At 49.7% G+C, this 22,663-nt stretch carries 17 protein-coding genes and 2 CRISPR repeat arrays; of the genes, 5 read left to right on the forward strand and 12 right to left on the reverse strand.

The annotated features are described in order from the left end of the window. The first annotated feature begins 31 nt into the window (after positions 1-31). The 3 genes from AC286M_RS19840 (at position 32) to tnpA (ending at position 3,195) form a co-directional block, all read left to right on the forward strand. Positions 32-448: a hypothetical protein gene (locus tag AC286M_RS19840; RefSeq protein ID WP_488206036.1), complete on the forward strand. Its 417-nt coding sequence runs from the start codon at positions 32-34 to the stop codon at positions 446-448. Then, positions 435-2,234 carry a hypothetical protein gene (locus AC286M_RS19845; RefSeq protein ID WP_488206037.1) on the forward strand — a complete coding sequence of 600 codons (1,800 nt, stop codon included), beginning with the start codon at positions 435-437 and terminating at the stop codon, positions 2,232-2,234. Before AC286M_RS19840 ends, AC286M_RS19845 begins: the two co-directional genes overlap by 14 nt. A 134-nt stretch (positions 2,235-2,368) precedes the next feature. Further along, a CRISPR array of direct repeats spans positions 2,369-2,701; the repeat unit is 37 nt; unit sequence GTTTCAATCCCTGAGAGGGTTTGAGGGTGATCGCGAC. Between the two features lie 50 nt (positions 2,702-2,751). Next, a complete protein-coding gene (gene tnpA, locus AC286M_RS19850; RefSeq protein WP_488202591.1) occupies positions 2,752-3,195 on the forward strand; it encodes an IS200/IS605 family transposase in 444 nt (147 codons plus the stop codon). Positions 3,196-3,262: 67 nt separating this feature from the next. Further along, positions 3,263-8,041: a CRISPR direct-repeat array (repeat unit 37 nt; unit sequence GTTTCAATCCCTGAGAGGGTTTGAGGGTGATCGCGAC). Between the two features lie 251 nt (positions 8,042-8,292). Here the strand turns inward: tnpA and cas2 are convergent. The 3 genes from cas2 to cas4 form a co-directional block, all read right to left on the reverse strand. Beyond that, a complete protein-coding gene (cas2, locus tag AC286M_RS19855; protein ID WP_488206038.1) occupies positions 8,293-8,565 on the reverse strand; it encodes a CRISPR-associated endonuclease Cas2 in 273 nt (90 codons plus the stop codon). 91 nt (positions 8,566-8,656) lie between these two features. Then, positions 8,657-9,658: a type I-D CRISPR-associated endonuclease Cas1d gene (gene cas1d, locus AC286M_RS19860; protein WP_488206039.1), complete on the reverse strand. Its 1,002-nt coding sequence runs from the start codon at positions 9,656-9,658 to the stop codon at positions 8,657-8,659. Between the two features lie 90 nt (positions 9,659-9,748). Beyond that, complete coding sequence (cas4, locus tag AC286M_RS19865) at positions 9,749-10,342, reverse strand: CRISPR-associated protein Cas4 (RefSeq protein ID WP_488206040.1); 594 nt, start codon at positions 10,340-10,342, stop codon at positions 9,749-9,751. Between the two features lie 75 nt (positions 10,343-10,417). On the opposite strand from cas4, the gene AC286M_RS19870 reads away from it, so the two are divergent. Next, positions 10,418-10,765, forward strand: coding sequence for a four helix bundle protein (locus tag AC286M_RS19870; RefSeq protein ID WP_488206041.1), 348 nt, complete (start codon positions 10,418-10,420; stop codon positions 10,763-10,765). 60 nt (positions 10,766-10,825) lie between these two features. On the opposite strand, the gene cas6 is transcribed toward AC286M_RS19870, so the two are convergent. From cas6 to cas3, 9 genes are all read right to left on the reverse strand, one after another. Beyond that, on the reverse strand, positions 10,826-11,752 hold the full coding sequence (cas6, locus tag AC286M_RS19875; protein ID WP_488206042.1) for a CRISPR-associated endoribonuclease Cas6: 927 nt from the start codon (positions 11,750-11,752) through the stop codon (positions 10,826-10,828). A 12-nt stretch (positions 11,753-11,764) separates the two neighbouring features. Continuing rightward, on the reverse strand, positions 11,765-12,478 hold the full coding sequence (cas5d, locus tag AC286M_RS19880) for a type I-D CRISPR-associated protein Cas5/Csc1 (protein ID WP_488206043.1): 714 nt from the start codon (positions 12,476-12,478) through the stop codon (positions 11,765-11,767). Positions 12,479-12,480: 2 nt separating this feature from the next. Beyond that, positions 12,481-13,491 (reverse strand): type I-D CRISPR-associated protein Cas7/Csc2, encoded by a 1,011-nt coding sequence (gene cas7d, locus AC286M_RS19885; RefSeq protein ID WP_488206044.1) that lies wholly within the window; start codon positions 13,489-13,491, stop codon positions 12,481-12,483. A gap of 119 nt (positions 13,492-13,610) precedes the next feature. Continuing rightward, positions 13,611-14,222, reverse strand: a complete 612-nt coding sequence (locus AC286M_RS19890) for a hypothetical protein (RefSeq protein ID WP_488206045.1) — start codon at positions 14,220-14,222, stop codon at positions 13,611-13,613. Beyond that, on the reverse strand, positions 14,219-17,734 hold the full coding sequence (cas10d, locus tag AC286M_RS19895; protein WP_488206046.1) for a type I-D CRISPR-associated protein Cas10d/Csc3: 3,516 nt from the start codon (positions 17,732-17,734) through the stop codon (positions 14,219-14,221). Before cas10d ends, AC286M_RS19890 begins: the two co-directional genes overlap by 4 nt. A gap of 51 nt (positions 17,735-17,785) precedes the next feature. After that, positions 17,786-18,346 carry a Uma2 family endonuclease gene (locus tag AC286M_RS19900; RefSeq protein WP_488206047.1) on the reverse strand — a complete coding sequence of 187 codons (561 nt, stop codon included), beginning with the start codon at positions 18,344-18,346 and terminating at the stop codon, positions 17,786-17,788. Between the two features lie 6 nt (positions 18,347-18,352). After that, a complete protein-coding gene (locus tag AC286M_RS19905; protein WP_488206048.1) occupies positions 18,353-18,709 on the reverse strand; it encodes a DUF5615 family PIN-like protein in 357 nt (118 codons plus the stop codon). Beyond that, on the reverse strand, positions 18,706-18,957 hold the full coding sequence (locus AC286M_RS19910) for a DUF433 domain-containing protein (protein ID WP_488206049.1): 252 nt from the start codon (positions 18,955-18,957) through the stop codon (positions 18,706-18,708). Before AC286M_RS19910 ends, AC286M_RS19905 begins: the two co-directional genes overlap by 4 nt. Positions 18,958-19,065: 108 nt before the next feature. Next, on the reverse strand, positions 19,066-21,270 hold the full coding sequence (cas3, locus tag AC286M_RS19915) for a type I-D CRISPR-associated helicase Cas3' (protein WP_488206050.1): 2,205 nt from the start codon (positions 21,268-21,270) through the stop codon (positions 19,066-19,068). A gap of 136 nt (positions 21,271-21,406) precedes the next feature. Between cas3 and AC286M_RS19920 the strand changes: the two genes are divergently transcribed. Then, positions 21,407-22,258 carry a helix-turn-helix transcriptional regulator gene (locus AC286M_RS19920; protein WP_488206051.1) on the forward strand — a complete coding sequence of 284 codons (852 nt, stop codon included), beginning with the start codon at positions 21,407-21,409 and terminating at the stop codon, positions 22,256-22,258. Positions 22,259-22,663: the final 405 nt, after the last annotated feature.

Here is a 22,663-nt window from a genome sequence, read left to right on the forward strand (position 1 = left end):
GCAGCTTGAACTATTTCTATTGAAAAATTTTATGAAGCACACTTCAAATCTGAATGAGTGGTCGCTGTCTGAAGATGCGATCGCACTCCTCAATCAAGAACCTGAAATCACGGATGCTTTAATGATCGATCGCCAGAAGCATCCTTTTCCGTCTGGGTACACCCCAGCCGTGGTGGATATTCTCTTTGATGACGTTCTGTTTATCCGTAGCGAGCGGGGGCAAATTACTTTTCTCAGGCCCTGTTCGGTGAACTATCAGCCGCCTTTCGTTGAGGTTCGCTTCGATGATCAGATGGCGCTGTTTTTAATCAAGGGTGAAATTGTGGTGAATCGCATCCAGGTCATGGCCGAGTTAGATCAGTTACTGGGGCGATTAGCTCCATCCCCGCTTTCTCAAGCCTTACTTACTCCAATCACTTCAGGAGATTCATCTCATGGAAATGGTTAGTCCGTCTATAGATACGATTCAACCGATCGCTGGCTCAGCTCAAGATAGGCTGATGCAAACGTTAGCTGAATCCACCGCAACCGAAGAGACCCTCAAAATCTATCTGGGTAGACGAATTGTATTGGGTGAGTTAGCTTCTGGAGAGCAACGACATGAGCTAAGCGAAGACCGGGCTGAGATGATTCTGACGGCATTGATTGAGCCTGTAGATCCCAGAAGCTCAGTCGCTCTAAACAAAGTGCCCGCGATTGAGATTCGGCAGGGAGATGAAATTCTCTTTCGGCAGGAGCGGGACGGGGGAGTTTCTGTAAATGTTTTTCAGCAGGAGCAAACAGCTGAGGCCGTTACGCCTGTGGAGTTGTCGCCTGACCCTGAAAGCCCAATTATTGATCCTTGCATAGGGCTAGATGAAGTTGTGGACTTAGATGCGATCGCGCAAATCGCTCAGGCTTTGATTGACCCACTTGATGGACAGGCTTCTCTCACCGAAGCCAGCTTAGGTGACCTTGACCTTCACCAGGAAGGGAACTTCCTAAGTTTAGTGCAGGATGATAGCGTGCTCTTGACGGCAGTAAATGGCTACGTTGAGATGCCAGAGCAGGTTTCACCTAAGGCAGCTGAGACCCTTCAGGGTTGGATCAAGGAGCAGGTCTGGATGTGGCGTGAGATGCCGAAGGCAGAAGCCGTTCCAGAGAATAGTTTTGGTCTGGAGCCAATGATTGAGGACACCCCCGAAGCTGATACAGCCCCACCATTGAAGGAACCCTCCGTTCAACCTGGTCAGTCAGGCGACTTCTCTATAAAGCCCCAATTAGAAACTGCCGAACCCAAAACGAATCAGTCTTTAGGTGCAATCCAAGTGATTCAGATGCAGTGTGCGGCGATGGTAGAGGGAGCTAGTCGCCAATTTTTCCAGCGATTGGCTGAAGATTTGGGAGAACAAGCGACTAAATCTATGGGTCAGCTTCGCAAAGGATTAGAGAGTGAGGAGTTCAAAGCTTTGCCACAAACCCTGTCGAATGCAGCTCAGGAAGGTCTCACCAAAACGGTTGAATCGATGGGGCATGGCTTAGAGAAAGGAGGGCAATGGATTGCATCAAGACCGGATGCCCTGAAAGAAACCATCGAAACCTTTGGGAAGCGGCTCGAAAGGGCAGGACAGTGGCTATCCTCAAGACCTCAGGCAATTCAGGAGCAACGGATGGCCCGGGCGGCACTGGAGGTTTTTGATCGGGGCTTTGCCCGCACTCAGGAAAAAGCCTATGAGTATCAGGGCTTCCAAGTTGAGGCGCAGGGACAAGATCGCTTCACTCTCTCAGATGCCCAGACTCAGACAGCCCTGCTTCAGTTTGAGGTAGAGAGGGCAGATGCTGCGGGTGACTCACCGAAGGTAATGGTTACGAATCGAGGTGATATTGCCCTTGAGCAGCAACGGGTGATCGCAGCGATGCGCCATAGTCCTGAACCTGTTCTAGGGAGTGTAGAAGCGGAGCAAAAACATGCTGAGCAGAGTCAGCGGATTGGATTTCTGGCGAAGAGTCTCGCAGAGGCTTTGGGTACCGATGACTACCAGGGAAAACATTATCGGGTGCAAGTAGGAAGAGATGCATTGAAAATCATCGCTAACGAGGGCAGGGGTATAGTGTTTAGTCAGTCCGAGAACCAGTTAGATTCAAAGCTGGAACAGCGAGATTTTCAGCGGTTTGCACAGATTACTCAAGCGATGACCGTAGGGGGAGCGGCGATCGCTGCAGTACCCTTAGCAGAAGAATTATCCTTTGATTAAGCGACGTGACGCTAGCCGAGACTGAAGCCGTCGTCACCAGCAAGCTTAACTTTTGGCAAGATAAGAGATTGAGTGACAGGGGTTTGGGGGTTGTTGCGACGTGAATGTGCCGAGCTTCACCAAGGGCTACAGGCGTTTCAATCCCTGAGAGGGTTTGAGGGTGATCGCGACTCTAGAATCCGTCTGTAACGTCTCGCCATAATTGGTTTCAATCCCTGAGAGGGTTTGAGGGTGATCGCGACTTAAAGCCATCAACGCCGTACCATCTGGAGTATGTAGTTTCAATCCCTGAGAGGGTTTGAGGGTGATCGCGACATGTGGTCAACCTTGGGACTCCTTCGTTTGGCTTTTCTGAAGTTTCAATCCCTGAGAGGGTTTGAGGGTGATCGCGACACGGCAAGGTTGATGTTGCCATTTCAGCAATTAGAAGTTTCAATCCCTGAGAGGGTTTGAGGGTGATCGCGACTTGAATCTCTTGGGGTCCATTCCCCGCCGCTCTGCGGCGTAAGATCTAAGAATGAGTGAGTACATCCACAAGAGTCATAACGTAACAGTTTTGCTATACCACTTAGTGTTTCCAGCAAAGTATCGACGGGTTGTGTTTGATGAGCAAGTAGATGCGGTTCTGCGAGAGGTCTGCCTCGAAATCGAGAAACGCTACGAGGTGAAGTTTGTCGAAATTGGAGTGGACAAAGACCATGTCCATTTTCTAGTGCAGTCCGTGCCGACCTATAGTGTGACCAAACTGGTAACGATGCTGAAAAGTTTAACTGCACGAGAAGTCTTCAAACGATGCCCTCAAGTGAAGCAGAAACTTTGGGGAGGCGAGTTTTGGAGTGATGGATATTTTGCGAGTACAGTAGGCCGCCACGGGGATGAAGGAATGATCGCCAAATATGTTCAAGCCCAAGGCAAAGATTACCTCAAATTGCATCGGGATAATCAACTTGCTCTTTTTTGATTCTGATACCCCGTCCGCTTGCGGCGGGGTATTTCATTGGTTTATCCCTAGCGCTGAATATAGAGAAGTTTCAATCCCTGAGAGGGTTTGAGGGTGATCGCGACGTCTGTCCCAAATGTGTTGAATACTGCCTCAGTGCCGTTTCAATCCCTGAGAGGGTTTGAGGGTGATCGCGACTCAGACTCAATTAACGGCATATCACCCCGCGTTCTGTTTCAATCCCTGAGAGGGTTTGAGGGTGATCGCGACATGGAGCTAAACAGCTTGCCCAAAAAGTCGATAATGGTTTGTTTCAATCCCTGAGAGGGTTTGAGGGTGATCGCGACTGCCGCAGCTCGCGCTGACCGTAAAGCTCAAACAGCTATCGTTTCAATCCCTGAGAGGGTTTGAGGGTGATCGCGACCAGTACCGCTCGGCAGGCAATTGGTGCCGCAGCTCGCGCTGTTTCAATCCCTGAGAGGGTTTGAGGGTGATCGCGACCTTCCTCACTTGCTAATAGAGAGTGCCCGTCTGTAGTTTCAATCCCTGAGAGGGTTTGAGGGTGATCGCGACCTAGAACGATGCGCTGTGTGCCGCCCCAAGCTTCAGTTTCAATCCCTGAGAGGGTTTGAGGGTGATCGCGACTGCCCGTCTAGTCCCATTTCTGCTCTCTCTCTCGAATTACAGTTTCAATCCCTGAGAGGGTTTGAGGGTGATCGCGACGTGATTTTGCAGGGCGGCGTCTAGCACATCCAGATTGAGTGTTTCAATCCCTGAGAGGGTTTGAGGGTGATCGCGACTGGTGGACAGCTCACTGTCACTGTTGAAGCTGGAGTTTCAATCCCTGAGAGGGTTTGAGGGTGATCGCGACGTTCGATCCACCTGCGATCGTTCGTGCAGAACCCGGTTTCAATCCCTGAGAGGGTTTGAGGGTGATCGCGACAATAGTGGTCACCAGGACGGTCTTTGAATTCTCTTGTTTCAATCCCTGAGAGGGTTTGAGGGTGATCGCGACTTGAGGAACTTGTAGTGGGTTGCCATCAAGCCCAAATGTTTCAATCCCTGAGAGGGTTTGAGGGTGATCGCGACGCGGGAGCACCGGGAGAACAGTTTTATTTTCTAGGCGTTTCAATCCCTGAGAGGGTTTGAGGGTGATCGCGACGACGGCCAGCCACACCGGGGCGACCAGCAGGGCCAGGTTTCAATCCCTGAGAGGGTTTGAGGGTGATCGCGACCTGGCGACGGCGAGCGCCAGCGTCATGGCCATCAGTGTTTCAATCCCTGAGAGGGTTTGAGGGTGATCGCGACTTGACGACTGATTGACTCGCATCGGTATGCGGCCTGTTTCAATCCCTGAGAGGGTTTGAGGGTGATCGCGACCGTCTTTACTAACAGTCTTATCATCATTAGGGGGGTGGTTTCAATCCCTGAGAGGGTTTGAGGGTGATCGCGACGAGAGGGCGATCCGGCCTGCTAACCAGTAGATCGGTTTCAATCCCTGAGAGGGTTTGAGGGTGATCGCGACGTTGTCTACTGTCAGCTTTTTGGTGTGATGCACTAGGTTTCAATCCCTGAGAGGGTTTGAGGGTGATCGCGACCTTTAACTGGTGGAGTCCTGAGCGTCAACATCACAGTTTCAATCCCTGAGAGGGTTTGAGGGTGATCGCGACGCAGTTTGCTTGGGGGGTGTCTGTGGCTGCATCGTTTGTTTCAATCCCTGAGAGGGTTTGAGGGTGATCGCGACGTTTTGGGTGAATCTAGAAGGCGACCGAGGAAGCGTTTCAATCCCTGAGAGGGTTTGAGGGTGATCGCGACGTGCCGGATTTTAACGGCGGAATCTTCAGGGCGCTTCAGTTTCAATCCCTGAGAGGGTTTGAGGGTGATCGCGACAAACAGGAGTCCTTTATGTGGCTGATAACCAGTGGAGGTTTCAATCCCTGAGAGGGTTTGAGGGTGATCGCGACTAGCTGCAATTGGTATCCTTCTTCCCACGAAGTATAGGAGTTTCAATCCCTGAGAGGGTTTGAGGGTGATCGCGACAGCATTTCATCTTTGTAGGCATCGATAAGCTGCTGGTTTCAATCCCTGAGAGGGTTTGAGGGTGATCGCGACTTTTAGCGTGGCAATATCCTCCGGATCATCATCAAGTTTCAATCCCTGAGAGGGTTTGAGGGTGATCGCGACTTATTAGATCCTCAAACTTTTGCCCAACTAGCCCGTTGTTTCAATCCCTGAGAGGGTTTGAGGGTGATCGCGACTCCGATTTTGGGGATTGGTTTTGAACTGATCCAGTAGGTTTCAATCCCTGAGAGGGTTTGAGGGTGATCGCGACTTGACTTGCTGCCAGTCTGTTTCGTCTGGATAGCGAAAGCGGTTTCAATCCCTGAGAGGGTTTGAGGGTGATCGCGACCTGAAGAATCCATGAGCGATCGGATAGTCCAGATGTGATCGCGACTTGACTTGCTGCCAGTCTGTTTCGTCTGGATAGCGAAAGCGGTTTCAATCCCTGAGAGGGTTTGAGGGTGATCGCGACCGAAACGGTTGATTGGCGGGCTGTTGAGAATATCGGTTTCAATCCCTGAGAGGGTTTGAGGGTGATCGCGACTAGGAGCCAAGGCAGCCGCAAACGCGGACTTGGCTGGTTCTTGAATTTCAGTTTCAATCCCTGAGAGGGTTTGAGGGTGATCGCGACCTGCTGATCGCCACTCACAACGGAGTGGGCGGCAAGTTTCAATCCCTGAGAGGGTTTGAGGGTGATCGCGACACTGAGCTTTGTTCAGCGCCGTTTCAATGCTGGGGCTGTTTCAATCCCTGAGAGGGTTTGAGGGTGATCGCGACGTATCGTAGAGGTGCTGATGGTACTTGGGAGCATCGGTTTCAATCCCTGAGAGGGTTTGAGGGTGATCGCGACCGATAGCTGGGCCGTAACCGCCAACGCAGTTTTTTGTTTCAATCCCTGAGAGGGTTTGAGGGTGATCGCGACAATCTTAAGCCCTTAAATATTGGAATTTTAGCTCTGGTTTCAATCCCTGAGAGGGTTTGAGGGTGATCGCGACCTTTTTTTAGCTGATCGCATTCACTCATGACGAGGTTTCAATCCCTGAGAGGGTTTGAGGGTGATCGCGACACCCAAGAACATCGACCGTTCTCGGTTGACCATCAGCGTTTCAATCCCTGAGAGGGTTTGAGGGTGATCGCGACCTCTTCAGCTCTAAAGCAATAGGTGAAAACCATTCAACATGTTTCAATCCCTGAGAGGGTTTGAGGGTGATCGCGACTCCCTCGCCCGCTGGGAAAATATCGCGGATCAGCGGCTTGGTTTCAATCCCTGAGAGGGTTTGAGGGTGATCGCGACCCAGGATGTTTTCGATGGGTAGAAGCTGCCCGCTAGAATCGGTTTCAATCCCTGAGAGGGTTTGAGGGTGATCGCGACTAAACGCCATCGAGCATCAATTCGGCAATGATTTGTTTCAATCCCTGAGAGGGTTTGAGGGTGATCGCGACCGTCAGTGTTGTTGCCGTTCTTATTGCTGCGAAGCGTTTCAATCCCTGAGAGGGTTTGAGGGTGATCGCGACTACAACGACCTTGGCCTAACCGATGGCGACCTAGACGTTTCAATCCCTGAGAGGGTTTGAGGGTGATCGCGACCAAACATCGCGGGAAGCCTCCAGTAGGTTTTGCTGTTCATGTTTCAATCCCTGAGAGGGTTTGAGGGTGATCGCGACCCTGCCCGCGATCGCAGCGCCGCTTAAACGGTCAGATTGTTTCAATCCCTGAGAGGGTTTGAGGGTGATCGCGACGCGACAAGCGATCGCGATCATCCTCAACACGCCGCTCGGCAATCGCGATCGCAGCGCTGCTTAAACGGTCAGATTGTTTCAATCCCTGAGAGGGTTTGAGGGTGATCGCGACTTTCTTGCGAGCCATCTGGCTCAGGTCATAGCGACAGTGTTTCAATCCCTGAGAGGGTTTGAGGGTGATCGCGACCCCTAATCATCGGTCAAGCCGGCTCAGGCAAGACTCATGTTTCAATCCCTGAGAGGGTTTGAGGGTGATCGCGACAATGCTCGTCAAGGCCGCAAGTATGGTTGCTTCTTTGTTTCAATCCCTGAGAGGGTTTGAGGGTGATCGCGACCTGGAATATCAACGGCGTACTGGTACCAGATTGAGGTTTCAATCCCTGAGAGGGTTTGAGGGTGATCGCGACTTTGTTAGCCCCGCTTAGGTGGGATAAAGATGGCGTTTCAATCCCTGAGAGGGTTTGAGGGTGATCGCGACTGTACCAAGGGTTACGCATTCGAGGATGACCCTTTTTGTTTCAATCCCTGAGAGGGTTTGAGGGTGATCGCGACTGGCCCAGGCACAGGATTTAATTTGCTCAATCCCGAGTTTCAATCCCTGAGAGGGTTTGAGGGTGATCGCGACTCCTTAGCCGCGTTGAACGCTGAGCCAACACTGTCGTTTCAATCCCTGAGAGGGTTTGAGGGTGATCGCGACAGGGGTGCGCTGCAAGCACCTTTGAGGTACAAGCTACAGGGCGTTTCAATCCCTGAGAGGGTTTGAGGGTGATCGCGACCTCGCGAAGAGTGCTTGCAGCGCTGGCAGCAGGTGGAGTTTCAATCCCTGAGAGGGTTTGAGGGTGATCGCGACCAATTGGGGCAGTGGTGGGTGCGATCGCACTGCTGTTTCAATCCCTGAGAGGGTTTGAGGGTGATCGCGACGGCAATTGGGGGGTTGGTCACGGGCAAGGGGCAGGGTTTCAATCCCTGAGAGGGTTTGAGGGTGATCGCGACGGTTTCAACGGAAAATGGAGCGTTGGAAGATGGCTTGTTTCAATCCCTGAGAGGGTTTGAGGGTGATCGCGACAGCGGGAGGCCGTACTGCTTATTATATTTAGTTTTCAAGGTGCGAATGCGCGAATCGCTCATATTATCGTATCGAAACTGGAGAGCGATGGAAAACCACATCAGTTAAAAATCCTAAATGCCTTGTCGTGTCTATCGTTCAGCCATTGCGCGAACCCTAATCTCAGTTCAATCATCTGTATCCCTTGCCAGGTAAGCCATTCAGCCTGCTTTAGTCCGAATCGCAGATTTGAGACCACCCCATCCGCGCAATCAGGCAAAGAAGATGGAATCATCGCGAACCGGCTCCCCACCAATCCGTTCTACCTTATTGGAACAGCAGGCGCACAGAAAATAGAACCGGATACTGTCCTGCTCTGGCTTAATCATTCGATTCAGCCGCGATCGCAACTTGGCATATTCCGTCTCCGTTACATCACACTCAAACAAACTGAACTGCATCCACTGCCCATAGGACTTGAGCACCTTATGAATACGAGTGCGGCGCTTATCGTCTGAGATATCGTAAGAGACAACAATGTGCATGGGAGTAGATGGGTAGACGGGTGGGAGGGTAGATGGGTGGGAGGGTGTTTACAGTTCACTCATCCACTCATCTACTCATCCACCCCTTTACTTATTTCAAAATCAGCGGTGGATACTTCTCAATGTCCTGCATCAAATACTTCGCTAGCAGTCGAGCCTGAATCTCAAACGCCTCTTGGTACGTACATTGTCGGCCCATGACTGGATGCTTGAACTTCGACTGCTTTTTCTGTTCGTACAGGCGCAAGAACGTGCGGCGACCCTCATCCGACAGTGACACGGCTCGACTCAACGGCTCACTCTCGAAATCCTTTGGCAGCAAAGACTTACGGTTGATCGCTGTCAATACTACTGCATCCACCACCAACGGACGAAACTCTTCCATCAAGTCCAGTACGAGAGATGGTCGGCCATAGCGCTGGGTATGGAGGTAGCCCAGATAGGGATCAAAGCCAACGATGTTAACGGCGCTTTGAATATCGTGTCGCAGAATCGCATAGCCAAAGCTCAGCAAGGCATTCACCGGATCGGTTGGTGGCCGCCGCTGGCGAGTCTTGAATGTGAAATCCGGCACGCGAATGAGCTGATTGAAGCTACCAAAGTAAGCCGCACTGCCTGCGCCCTCCAAGCCCCGTAGCGAGTCAATCGATTGAGTCTTGTTGATCGGTGCAATGGTCTGTTCCAGCTTTGTGATCGCCGAGTGCAGATTCGCCCCCGTATCCCGTTGCGATCGCAACAAGCTATTGCGATAGTTCTTCAGCTTGCCCCGGATAAAGCCTTGGACGACATGAACCGCTGGCTCCGTCTGCCCCGCTGCCTGCCACTGAGCGGCTCGCACAAAAATATTGTTGGTCAGAGGCGGTTCCAAACGCCCCAGATAGCGCCCGGTTCCGGTCAGAAAACTGAGCGGAATCTTGCGTTCAAGCAGCTCCATCAACGCCGCTGGTGACACCGTAGCCCGCCCCAGCACCACCACACCATCGACCTTGATCATCGGCACATCCAGAATCGTCTGCCGATTCGAGCGGACGCGCAGGCGCTCGTCGGTCTTGCCAATGAAGGCATCATCGGTTGTTATGTAGACGGTTCCCATTTCTTTAATTATTAATTATTAGTTTTGAGTGTTGAGTTTTGAGTTAGCAATTCAAAATTCAACACTCAAACCTTTTAACTTCTAACTTTTTTAATCGCTTTCTCGATATCGGCTCACTTTTTGTTGTGCTTGGGGTAAACACGGCTGATATAAACTGCAACCCCGGCAGCGTTTGCTGTAGATGGCAGGCGGCATTTTGCCCGTTTGGAATAGAGTTTGTACGGCCTCAATCGTTGCGATCGCAGTCGCTCGGAGTGACTCAGAAATCTCAACTAATTGCCGCTGATGGGACTGGGCGTAGTAGATATAGCCTTGGCCAATCGATTGCCCCGTCATATCTTCCAAACACAGCGCTTGAGCGCAGACTTGCAGCTCATCATTATCAAACTCGCCCCGTTTGCCGCGCTTGTACTCGACCGGATACAGGGTGCCATCCATCTCTTCAATCAGATCCGATTTGCCAATCAAGCCATAGCGATCGCTTTTGAGCCACACCGCTCGCACTTGCCGCGTTTCAGGACGACTCTCCTGCCCCACGGTATGCACCCGGTCATGCAGGCTCGTGCCTTCAACCGTGTATTGATTATCCACAAAGCCATCGGTACAGAACATGCGCCAGCAGCGATGGGGACAGTAGGCATATTGGTTAAGGGCAGCGATAGGAACTGGGTCGGGTTTAGTCATGAGTTTTGAGTTTTGAGTTTTGAATTTAGAGTTCATGAGTTGGGAATTCTAGGTTTTTGGGTATAGGGTACGGTTGTGGCTGAAAGCGTTATTCAGAGGAAAAGTTTTGAGTTTGCTTTAAGGATTATTGAGCTTTATCAAAAGCTGGATAAGCAGAAAGAGTTCGTTCTTTCTAAGCAGTTGTTACGCAGCGGAACTAGCATAGGTGCCAATGTTGAGGAAGCAACAGCAGCCCAAAGTCGTCGAGACTTCTTATCTAAAATGTCGATTGCCTCAAAGGAAGCACGAGAAACCAAATACTGGTTAAGACTCCTACAGGAATCAGAGTTGACCAATCTCGATCTAACATCAGAAATTGATCAAGCTGACGAAATCATTCGCATTCTTACCGCAATCGTAAAAACCACGAAAATCACCTCCTAAGTAGCTGCATGTAAATAAATGCAGCTACTTAACTCAAAACTCAAAATTCCTAACTCTTAACTAAATCCTTTTGCACATCCCCATACCCATCGTCGTCTTTCGACCCACGCCCGCATAAAGGGCAAAGTCAGCTAGCGTATTCAACTGCTTGATCGTGCTGGCATCAACGTTACCTAGAATCTGGTACGTTACCGTGCCAACGCAGCCCATGAACTGATTGCAGGGACTCGTTTTCGCGCCCGTATGCTGAAACTGGTCGCGCGGATCGGTGGCGACTTGGGTTTCAATATCAAATTGGCTCGGCTGAATCACGTGCAGAATCTCATCCGAAAAGGACAGCTCGCTGTACTGGTTCCAGCGTCGCAGTAGGCTGCCAAAGACGCGCTCTGGAGTGGGCAGAGCCGAGTCATATTTACCCTGACGAAAAGCCGTCGGCGTATAGAACTGGAGCGTCAGTTTGCGAGCGTCCTTCGAGCTAACTGCGTCAACACGCTCAGAAGCCTGCTCATAGAGCTGCTGATAGTTGCAGAAGTTGGCCCAGGGCTGCGTACTTTGGGGCGTACCTAGGATACTGGTGATCTGTAAATCAGCGGGGCCCAGATGCCAGGGTTGATTGGGATTGAGATTGAGCCAAAGCTGACTTAAGCGACCAAACAGGCGATCATCCAGCAGCGAAATGCGCCACCAGCAGGGAGTTCCAGGTGAAACCGGTTGCCGATATTGCCATCTCATCAAACTCGGAGACTGTGGCTTGGCAGTGCGGGTAGTTTTAGGCTTGGGCAAGTGCGATCGCGATGAATGCTGTGCAAGCTGTAGGGGGCTGAGGGTAAAGGATTTGTTGCTCCGATTCGCGTGCAGTTGGTTGCCCATCTCAACATCGACGGAGCTAACCAGATTGAGAAAGAGGGCATGCAAATGTTTACCAGAAGTGAAGCCTGGAGGAATAGGCGATTCGGGTAAAAGATTGAGGACAAGACTGTGTGGCATGGTTCAAAGAAATTAGCTGCTAAAGCGATATTCCATCTGTGCAGGAAGTTTTAGAGGCTCTCTCAATCCCTCAAATGAGTAAAACTCGCCGATCATGCGGACATTTCGGATAAGGCTTACGGGTGGCATGTTCAAAGTGTCGTAGCTCAACACCTGATTGGTAAACATGACATCCAGCGGATTGAGCGGATAAGGAAAGGTAAACTCCCTGGCAAAACTACGTTTTGGGTTTGGTAGCTCCTTTACGGCAACTTCGGCCTTACTCATCCACTTGCCCAACCGAATCCAGCGAGGAAAGGTTAGAGGCCGCTGGGAAATAGCAAAAAACTCAAATTGGCTTTCAGGGGCAATTTCCTTAGCCCGACCAAAGCTAGGAATGTTCTTCTGGGTTTTCTGCATCTCAACGTGGTAGCGGTTGTCTGCATACTTCCAGGTGTTAAGTACAGCAGCATGACGAACCGCTCTGGCAGGAGTAATGTAAATGCCCTGCTGATTGAGCGGCGTGAGATGGGCCTCATACATGGGCACCTGTTCAGGGCAGAAATAGCGATAGCTATGGTCTTCGCCTACAGTCGTGGCATATTTTTCGCTATCCACTAGCCCCAAGGCATAGCAGAGCGCGTAGTTATGCAGCACTGGCTCCGTTTCGTAGAGCCGCCCGATTTCCCGCGTAGCATAGTAAAGGCTGTCGTGCAGTTCTAAGGTGCCGCGATAGACCTGGGGCATGGCTATGACCTCGCGCTAGCAGTCTTTTTCTTACCAATGTGTTTCTCAGCATAGGCTTTAGCCTCGTCATCAGCTTGTTTCAGGATGGATTGAATTCCCTCTTCGCTAGCGGTCAAGGACTTTACTTCTGCCAAAAGTGTTTGAAAGTCATCGCCAATGAAATCGGTATGCACAATGAATTCCTCGCTCATGAGGGATTGAATCGCAGTCTTTGCAGCTTGAGCTACATCATCTTCATCAAGCGGGTCGGGAGCTTTAAGGGTGCTATTGGCTTTCATCTGGTCATAGATGGCTTGAGTCCAGCGTAGATTACTGACGATTTCACCATCGGCAAATACGACACCTATTAGCTCGTTACGCACTCGGCCTGTGCGAGTAGTTTGGGCACCGTAATGGCGCGTTCTCAGAATGTTGTTGAAGACATAGAGGAAACTGGCTTCTGTAGGGTCTTTCAGGGTGACGATGCTGGGAAAGAAGACCTGGGGACGGATGTGGTCTTGCTGATTAATGCGGCTGGTTACTTCACCAGGTTTGGAGCCTTTCTCGCCTTTAGACGCCATAGTTCCGTTTTCAAAGGGCGCATTTAGGGTAAACGTTTCGTGGGATTCGTCGAAAGCGGTGATGGAAAATGCCGTATCGACTACTACTTTGGATTTTTCAGACCCAGAATCCCCAATCGCAAACCCATAGATGATGCAATCGGGATTATCCATGCCAAATTCAACGTTGTACTCGCATTCTTCCGGTTTCACAAAACCATAGGTGCGAAGGAGTTCTCTCCCAACCAACCGCTCTGGAGTAGACTGCTTGCGCTTAAACATCGACAAGCGGCTAATCGTATTTTTGTCTTCGACACCCGCACGCACTCGTGCTTTATTTAATTCACCATCGGTCTGAAAGAGTGGATAAGACTCAGTCACCCGCACAGTGAGGAAGTGGGCGTATTTCCCCATTGGCTTATAGGGGATTTCAGTGTGGAAGAATTTGGAATCGATACTTTTTAGCAAAGCCATAGTTTGTGTCCTTTTGATTGCGTGAAATAGGTCAATTTGGATAGAGAACGAAGTAAGTTCTAAATTTTGAGTTTTGAATGAGGCGTTCAATTCAAAACTCAAAATTTAGAACTCGAAACTTACTGCCTCTTTAAAGCTTGAATAAGAATGCGCATTAAAGAGTCGATGTCTTCTGGCACACGATAGCTTTCTAAACCCTGATCAATATGCTTGGTTGAACGGTTGAGTGAGGCAAATTCCCAGAGCTTTCCAGTTGTAACAGCTCCTAACAAAATGGGTTGTTCAGGCGTTCTATTCCACTGGTCAAGGGCAATTATTTCAGCTACTAGCTGTGTCATTCCGTAGTCGAGATCTTGTCGTTTCGCCTCGATAACAAGTAGATCTGTCTCACCCCTGAATAAATAATCTAGAGTTCCTTGCAATTTTTGATCAACAGCGATGGGATACTCAATGCGTAGTTGTGCTTTGGTGTAATGCACAACTTCTGTGACCACTCTAGAAATCAAAATTTCACGACGAGATGTCTCATTAGATAAATCAACATAGGGCAGAACTTCTTCGATGCGCGATCGCAATTCCTCTAATCGATCTAGCTCACCAGCATACTGAGATAAGTTCAGTTTTTTCTTACTAAGGGTATAGCCAAACTCATTAGCGATTTCATCCGCTGGGATTTTGAGATCGAAAATTTTGCTGAAGGTATAGGTACCTCCTGGTTCAAGAATATTCATTGTTCTTCCTCCGAAGGACTATCTTTTTGAGTCTGTGTAGCTTTAAGTTCCTGATTCTCTTTGTCTTGCTCCAGGTGATAGAGAAATTCGCAGGTGTCGCGAATGAGGTTGAGCTGACGACCAGCCAATCGGGCGCGATCGCCTGCGAAGGCTTTCTCAAAAACGTCGATGACAAAATAGCGGGCAAAGTCAAGGACGAGTTGACGCTCTTTTTCGCGATCGCTGACTACCCAACGCCCCTCAGCCGTTGAGGAATGCACTCGATCCATCAGCTTGAAAACTTCTGCCGCCACGACCGTAACAAGAGCCTCGTCATGGAACATGCTGGATTCAGCCTTGAGGATAGTGTCAGCCGCGATTTCAATAGGTTTCAAAATCGCATTCGCTTTGGCGTTGTAGCGCTTATTGGCCCGATAAAACTGCCGATAGAGGTCGGTAAGTTTCTTGGGATGGTTGAGTGATGAGTCAGGGGTCAAAATCCAGTCCTCCTGGTCGAAGTTGTAGGTGGCATAGGGGTCAAAACAGGGGTAGAAGTGATGGGCATAGAGCCTGATTTTTTTTAGACTGGGGGCATCAGCTTTCTGTCCTCGGCTCCACCTGGCGAGATAGGAAAAGACGTACAGCGGGCTGGTTTCAATATCTTTTGCCAGCTCTGTGAAGCGGCCCCAGTTGGCGTCGTAGCCACCTTTGCCTTGCTTGGTGTTGACATCCATGTGGATGGCATAGGCAGCGGTCAGCGTATTCAGGGGAGCCGGACGTTTGACGCCGCTCTCATCTGTCCAGCCTTCGAGGATGAAGTCGAGCCGGAATCGGTCTTGGCCAATCAACGTTCGGAAAGCATGGGGAGCACTGTCGAGGAAGACGCTTTCCTCAAATTCCGCCCCATTGGTAAATGGGGGAATTGGCGATTCAGAGACAACGGTTTTGACATCGAGAATCATCGGAAATGCGAAGGCCAGCCAGCTTGGCATCACCCAGGACTCGGTGTCGGTGCTGTCGCGCCCTGGGGGCAGAGCCATGAAATAGAACGTCAGGGGTTTATCTTCGGGGTAGGAGAGTTTGAAGGTTCTGTCCCGTTTGAAATTTGGATCGTCATCAGGCAACTGCTTGCGTTGGGCCAGGTCTTCATCCATCAGGAAAGCATCCACGGTCTGATACTTTTCTCGGCTGAAGTTAGCCTCTAGCTGCTTGCTGATGAAGTGGTTCCGAATGCTGGTGTCAAAGCGGGTTTGGGCAATGTTGCTGTAGGCGCGATGCAAAAACGAGTTTGTTTCTGGGGTGAAGTAGTAGGTCGGGTAAAAGTAGAGGTAGCGGTATTTGCCGTCCTCAAATCGTTTGCCGACGGCCTGGGTCTGGTTCATTAGAATCTGTCGCAGCATCATCTCAATGCCCGCAATGCTGGAGATGTTACGTTTGGCGTTGGAGCCCCCCAGGTGCTGCTTGTTGGTGTAGACCTGGGGCGTAAATAGCACCGCTGATTCCATCTGTTCGCTAACCGAGTAGGGCGAATGAGAGATGGAGCAGATCATCTGCCGTCCTCGCCCCGGCTTTTTCGCAGCATTGTAGTAGGCCAGTTCTTTCAAGAAAATGTCTACTTGTTCTGCCATTGAAGAATCTGGAGCTTGCCTTGGCAGCATCACAACTTTGCCAACCCAATCGCGCACGTCATCCCAGCCGTCAGAAACTGGGTACTGAGCGACGACAGGTTGAGTCAGTTGAGTAACGTGGGCGATCACGTTCAGGCAGGTTTGGCGTAAATCCTCGATACCGGGGTTCTTTTCTAGAAACTTAGCCGCCAGAAAATACCATTCGTAAGGGACGCCGCCAGTGTTACCCTTCAGCTTGAGTTCTTTCAGCTTTTCATTAATGTGCTGAATTTCTCGAATCTGAGGCAAATATTCGGTAAGGTGCCAAAACTCAGCAACTTGATGGACAATTTTTTCCGGCTGAACCTCGGGCGGAATCTCGGGAAGTTCTGGCAAATCCTTATTCTTTTTGCGAGCCTTGGTGTGTTCCTTAATGACGGTTTCCAGTTGTTTGACCCGCTCTCCCCAGATTTTGCGGCTCATCAGGTCGCCAAACTCAGCCAGTTGATCAATACGGATGTCATCGCTAAACGAGAAGTCGTAATCGGCTGAGAGAACGCTTCGCCGCTGAAAGGCAATTAAGTTCTCACTGCGCTTGGTAGCGACTGAACCTTTATTGGGGTTCAAAATCCGCAGCGTGGCATCGAGAGCCACCTGCATCAATCCCGGATCGTCGAAAAACAGGTTGTAATAGTCGGCATACTTCATGCCTTTGCCATCGCGCCCAAACCCGGTTTGACGAAGGCTTAACTGTCCAGCACACAGCGATTTAATGCCGTCTACAACTCGGTTAGGCAGGCTGTCTGGAGAAATTTGAGGGGAATCTCGATGGGCTAAATAAATGGCTCCTGTCGGTAGGTAGAGCAGGGTCGTGTAATTTGGGTTTTCGGGGTCGTTGTTTAAGCTTTCATAGGCATCCATCAGGGCATTATTGACCACGTTGGTCAGCACTCCCCGGTTTTCAGCAATGGCGTGATAGGTAAATCGCAGTTGCCCATCACTGAGCCCGTGGATGATGTCATTGAGGCCTGTGTTCTCGGCATCCTGGGGATGTTTGATGACAGAGGCAAGGCGATCGGCCAGGCAGGTCAGGTCAGAAAGGCAGCGTAGGGTGCGATCGCGCAAAACCGGATTCAGCCCATCCTCTGATAAGTTGAGGTTCGTGTCGTTGCGTCGTTGGGCGTTGTAGGCCAGAAACAGTAGGTCATCGAGATACTGTTTCCAATCTTCTGGAGTTTCTGGACAGATGAAGCGATCCAGCTCCAGTGTCTTTACCAATACGGTAATGATTTCCCGATGTTCCTCAATCGAACGCTTCCGAATATCCCCCTCCGGATCTCGTCGAATCGCCCTGAAGAATTCGGGCATTTTAGGAATCAGGTCATAGTCAAATTTCTCAAAGTCATGCAGGATAAAGCCGGATACCAGCAGGCGACGCTCCCGTTCTTTAACCTGTCTTCTCACCGTCGTATCCAGCGTTTGCAATCGTCGCTCAATCAAGTTGGCTGGAAACAAACCATTGAGCAGGTGAGTATTCAGGGATTGGTCAGCCGCATTGTCACGACGAATCGGGTCTTTGCCTGCGGCAATGCGCTGAGGATTGACCACCCGATCAAGATACTCGGCAAAAAACTTGCCTCCCTTGGCGGTAACACCAACGGTGTACTTCAGTAGATTAGGCAATACTATTTCCGCAAAATCCTGCATTACGGTGTCATCAGGATTTCGGTGCAGAATAGCTTCCCGCAAAAGCTTAAGGGTCAAGAGTTCGCGGGCGGCAGGCTCTACCGTTCTGTCACTTTCCTCGTCGAGTCCAAAGTCACCTTCAAGCCAGGATTCATCAAGCTCTTCAAATTCGGTATCTTCGTTCTGGGTGTCTAGCAATGACAGTTGCTCTGGATTGCCAGACTGATTAGGACGCTCCATGACGGATCTCCTGTAGTTCAAAAACTTTTTGGTAGTGGTTGCCTGGGGTTGCTATCCCAGCAGTTGATCAACCGTGAATTGAATGTCGGTAAATGCCTGAAATGAAACTGACTGACCTCGACGGAAGGTTTGCAACTGCTGGTAGCCTGATGCACTCGGTTCTCGATATATCTGCACCGCCTCAGCATTGAGATCCACAATCCAAACTTCGGCAATGTTGTCCTTGGCATAAAGCGGCACTTTCACCGTGCGGTCGAATTCAATCGTGGTATCGGAAACTTCAACTAAGGCGAAGACATCTTGAGATTGCGGATGTCCATCTGCATAAAAATCTGATCGCCGCTGGAGAATTGCAAAATCAGGTTGTGGTTCAGAACTGTTGCTCAACTGAATTGGGTTTTGAACCCGCACGATCGCCCTGCTTCCCAATTCCCGCACCAACAATTCATTCATGCGATCTACACAGGCGGCATGTTGAATGCCAATGGGCGACATCTCGATAATTTCTCCCTGAAGTAGCTCAACGCGATCGCGCTCAGTTAAGATACCGGACTCGATCATCTGGTGGTACTGCCTCACCGTGAATTTCTTGCGCAAAATTTGAACTGCCATAATGCTCTAACTCTCGCTGGAAGGGCGGATTCTCACTCGATTTAACTCAGCAGTAACAATGGCACCTGAAGTTAATTCATCTCCGTAAAGTGCAAGCACCTGTGAACAAACAGCTACTTGCTGTTTGGTGCTGAGGTTAACCAGCCGAACAATGCCGCAATGAGGAATTCCTTTAAAGATGGCTAATTCACCAAAGTCTTTATCAAGGGTGATAAGAATACGACCGTCACGATAGGCAATTGCTAAGATTTCCTCATCACCGGGATCAGATTCCCACTGGCCGGACCAAACAACGTCATAACCAACAGTATCTAGTGCAGCTTTCACTCCACCCCAAACGCACGTATCTAAAAGGATTTTCACTGCTGAGTCTCCACAAGCAGCGGCTCTACCCGCTCATGAGCAACCAGCCGATAGGCGTAGGCCAGGCAAGCTAATACATCTTCCCGCTCTAACCAGGGGTAGCCCTCTAGTAGAGTCTCGATAGTATCGCCTGCCGCTAGCATGCTGAGGACATGTTCAACGGCAAGACGACGCCCTCGAATAATGGGCTTACCGTTGAAAATCTGAGGATTAGTCGTAATGCGGTTCAGAAGTTCTTGGTCATTCATGGTTAGTGGCTCCTCTGATGATTGGTTATGTGCGATCGGTCAGAATGCCGGGCTTGATCATCTGGTGGTACTGTCCCACCGTAAATTTCTTTCGCAGAATTTGGACGGTTATGGACGTTTCTCCCCTAATGCAGCAATAAAAATTTCAGGTTGACTGGCTTGGAGTCTTTTCAACTTCCATTCTGGAATAGAGTCGAGGAGTAAGGCAGATTGTCCAAAAGCAATAGAGTAAGGAGGATCGAAGTCCTCGATAGGACTGTTGATGTCACCAATGGGGTAGATCTGAAAATGCATTGGTAACTCTAGGGTATAGCGTACTTCTCTGATCCTAAGCGGGAGTATGTAGCAAACGAAGAATCTATTTTTGAGTTGCTTGTCTATATGCCTAGCCCAAAGATTATCTATTTGTATAATGCCGATATCTTTAAGAACTTGAACTTTATAGGGTGTTACTGAACTTAAATCGTTTGCATACCGAAAATTCCAGTTCAATCGCTCTTCCCGGTAGCCCCGCAGCTTCATAAAGCCCAGGCAGTGCTTGAAGGGTCCCTTGGCAATCGGCTGGTCGGTGCGCTCTGCGGTTTCCTTGAGGGTAGCCAGGAAGGCAGACTTACTCCACATCTCAATTTCTAGATTGCTGAGTACGCCTGGTAAGTCGTAAGTTTTGAAGCGATCGTGCTCATTGGCTTCAGTCAGGTCATACAACCCGCATTGTAATGGACTCGACCCACGGAAGCTTTTTGCATCTTCAGCAATAGGATTGCCTTTCTGACCTGAAAGCTGCTGCCACTCATTCGCCCACCCTCTAACCCGCCCAGCGACTTTCTTGAGACTAGTATCAAACACCTCTTCACAACTGGACTGGAAGCGTTGTAGGGAGCCTGCATACTGCTGCTGAATGGCAGGATGCTTCAGGTCAAACAATAGATTGAAGGATTGAACAGCCCCCCAGCGCTTGTAATAACCATCGAAGTCGTTGATTTGGCGATACTTATCGCGGATAAGGTTTTGGAAGTAGATGCGATCGCACACTTCCCCATCCGTCAAAACAGCCTCATCTCCAGCAAACAGCCGCTCCACAAAGAAGTTAGGCACCAACGCATAGGCCCTAAAGCCATCAAACTGAATTTCCCTCCCATCTTTCTGATAGCCGTCATGGCGTCCCAGCCGCCCCAACCGCTGGATGAAGTTGCCTGCATCCGATGACTCAAAAATGAGAAAGTTGATCTTAAAATCAACCCCCACGTCAATGGTGCTAGTTCCAATGACCAGGTCAGCCGCCAGAGATTCAGCCTTTTCCTGTCCTCCAGACAGACCAGTATTTTCTCGAACCGTGAGACCATACTGGGCAAAACATTCTCGCAAGACAGGCGTCAGCCGCTTTACCGCTGCAATGGAATTGAGAATAATCGCTCCCTTGCTGCCAGGATGTTCTAGAAACTGGTTGAGAATGTCTTCCTGGTTTTCTTTCAGCCAAGTTTCAGATGCTTTGGATGTCGGTTCCATCGGCACAAACGTCAGGTCGATAGATCGTGCAACTTGACGCCAATGGTCTGCTTGTAAAGCCTCTGCGTCTGCCCGAGTCTCTGGAAATTGGTACTTCCCTTCATCAATGGGATTAATGACTCGACAGCGAAAACCTGCTTTATCCAAACGCTGCAACAACGAATCGTTGGGAGTTGCCGATAGAAATAGAAACTTTTTGCGCCGATTTGTTGCCTGAATCAACAGCATCGTATTCAAGACACTGGCAACCTGGGGCGCTGCAAACACATGAAATTCATCGAAAATAAAGACATCAAAGTTCTGATCAACCTGTTGCCACCACTTATCGGGATTATCGAACTTGGTTAGGTAGGCTTTTCGATGGAGGTAATGGAAGATGTCGGGGTTAGTGATGAGGACTTCAGATTGACCGGCACGAGATGCGATCGCACTGCTTTTTCGCAATCCCTCATTCTCAGAATAAATCTCAAGCTCAGGGCCACTCAAACGACTCACCCTAGGCTCATTGGGTGGCTGGAAGTCATTCACATAGCTTTGAACCTGATGTTCTTGATCAGCGGCCAAGGCATTGGTGGGATAGAGGGCGATCGCGCAACAATCTCCCTGCAAGATATCTAAATAAGCAGCAAGGCTTTTTCCATCTCCAGTCATTGCGGTATTAAATACCACATCAATATCGTTATCTTGTAAGGCTTTCAGGGTTTCTAATTGGTGCCACGACAACGTCCAGTCATCCGGCAGGCGAAGGTTTGAAGGGACATCCTCAGCAGAGCACGAGTAAACAGATTTGAGATGAATGGAATACATAAGTGATTCACAAAGCCTAAGTCAATCTAGCGCAACTTTAATACGTGAACTACATCAGCGTGATAAAATTTAATTGCAAATCGAGTATTGCACCACTTTTCTAAAAGTGCAAGTATATTTTGCCAATTCTTAAAATATGCCCAGAAAAAAGGAAACATTGACCTTATCCGTTCCACCCGGAACCAAAGAACGGTTAGAAGCGATCGCAGATCGGCTTGACTTACGTTGGGGGGAAAGTCCTAGTGCTTCAAAGCTGGTCACGGCAATTGCTAGAGGCCAAGTTGTGGTTGGAATAACTCATCCGTTAGATCACGCCCAAATCAATGCACTACGTCAATCCATCAAGTTACTGATCGATGCAGGATTAGTTGAGGAGGCAAACAGTGTAATTACAATTTTACTCAATCAAGGTGATCTAGAGGCTCCTCTACGGCAAACGATGCTGCAACAACTGACTCGACCTATTGCCGCATGGCGAGAGCAAATTGACGAGTATATTGCTAAAAAACAATCCTTCTGGCTCTCTTACCGCAACTCCCAGGGTGAGCTACTAGAATTTAATGCCCACTATGCTGAAGTTCACTTCTATGAAAAGCGATTTTATCTGCAAATTTGGTGTGATGAAACCGCCGATGTTGAAGCCGAAGTTCCCGATATGCCGGAACTTTGGCACAATCGCTGTCTGCGCTTTGACCGAATTCAAGCTCTACAACCTACTACTGGACGCTGGCGTGGACAGCTAGATTCCATCAAAGTGCACTTACAATTTTGGGGCTGGTTAGCCAACGCCTATGAACCGAAACCTGGAGATGAAGAAAATCAGGTCATTGGCGATGTGCGTCAAGTGACCCGACGAGTTGCCAATCCGTTTTGGCTGATTCGGGAGGTTTCTCTCTACTGGGAGAATTGTGAAATTATTGCTCCAGATGCGCTCCGTAATCGACTTAAGCAAAAGCTGCTGACTATGCTTGAACAGTACAGGACTTGATGGTGGATGCGCCGCTATGGAGCCGGATTGCGTATTGATCGGGCTAGAGGTCGTGTGCAATCGCTACAAACAAGACTTAAGTAAATAAAAGCGGGGCGCTCAAATTCCTATCCTCGCCGTAAGCGGACGAGGCATTACGGAATTTGAGTGCCCCGCTTTAGCCCGGATACGGGATTTCTATTCTTGAAACAGACTAAAATCTCAAACTGCTACTGCATTCATGACAGCTCAAACAGCATAAATTACGTCAGTTCGAGAAAACAGCTCTTCATTGGAGTGGGCTTTGCTTTCTTACCCCGAACTCACGTTAACTGAGAAGTTCTGATTTAGCATCCCCCATTCAGGCCAGAAGCTGTGATTGGAGTTGTGATCGCAGTTTGATAAATCAAATGACTAGTTGCAAGA

Source organism: Thainema salinarum CENA647 (assembly GCF_057732415.1).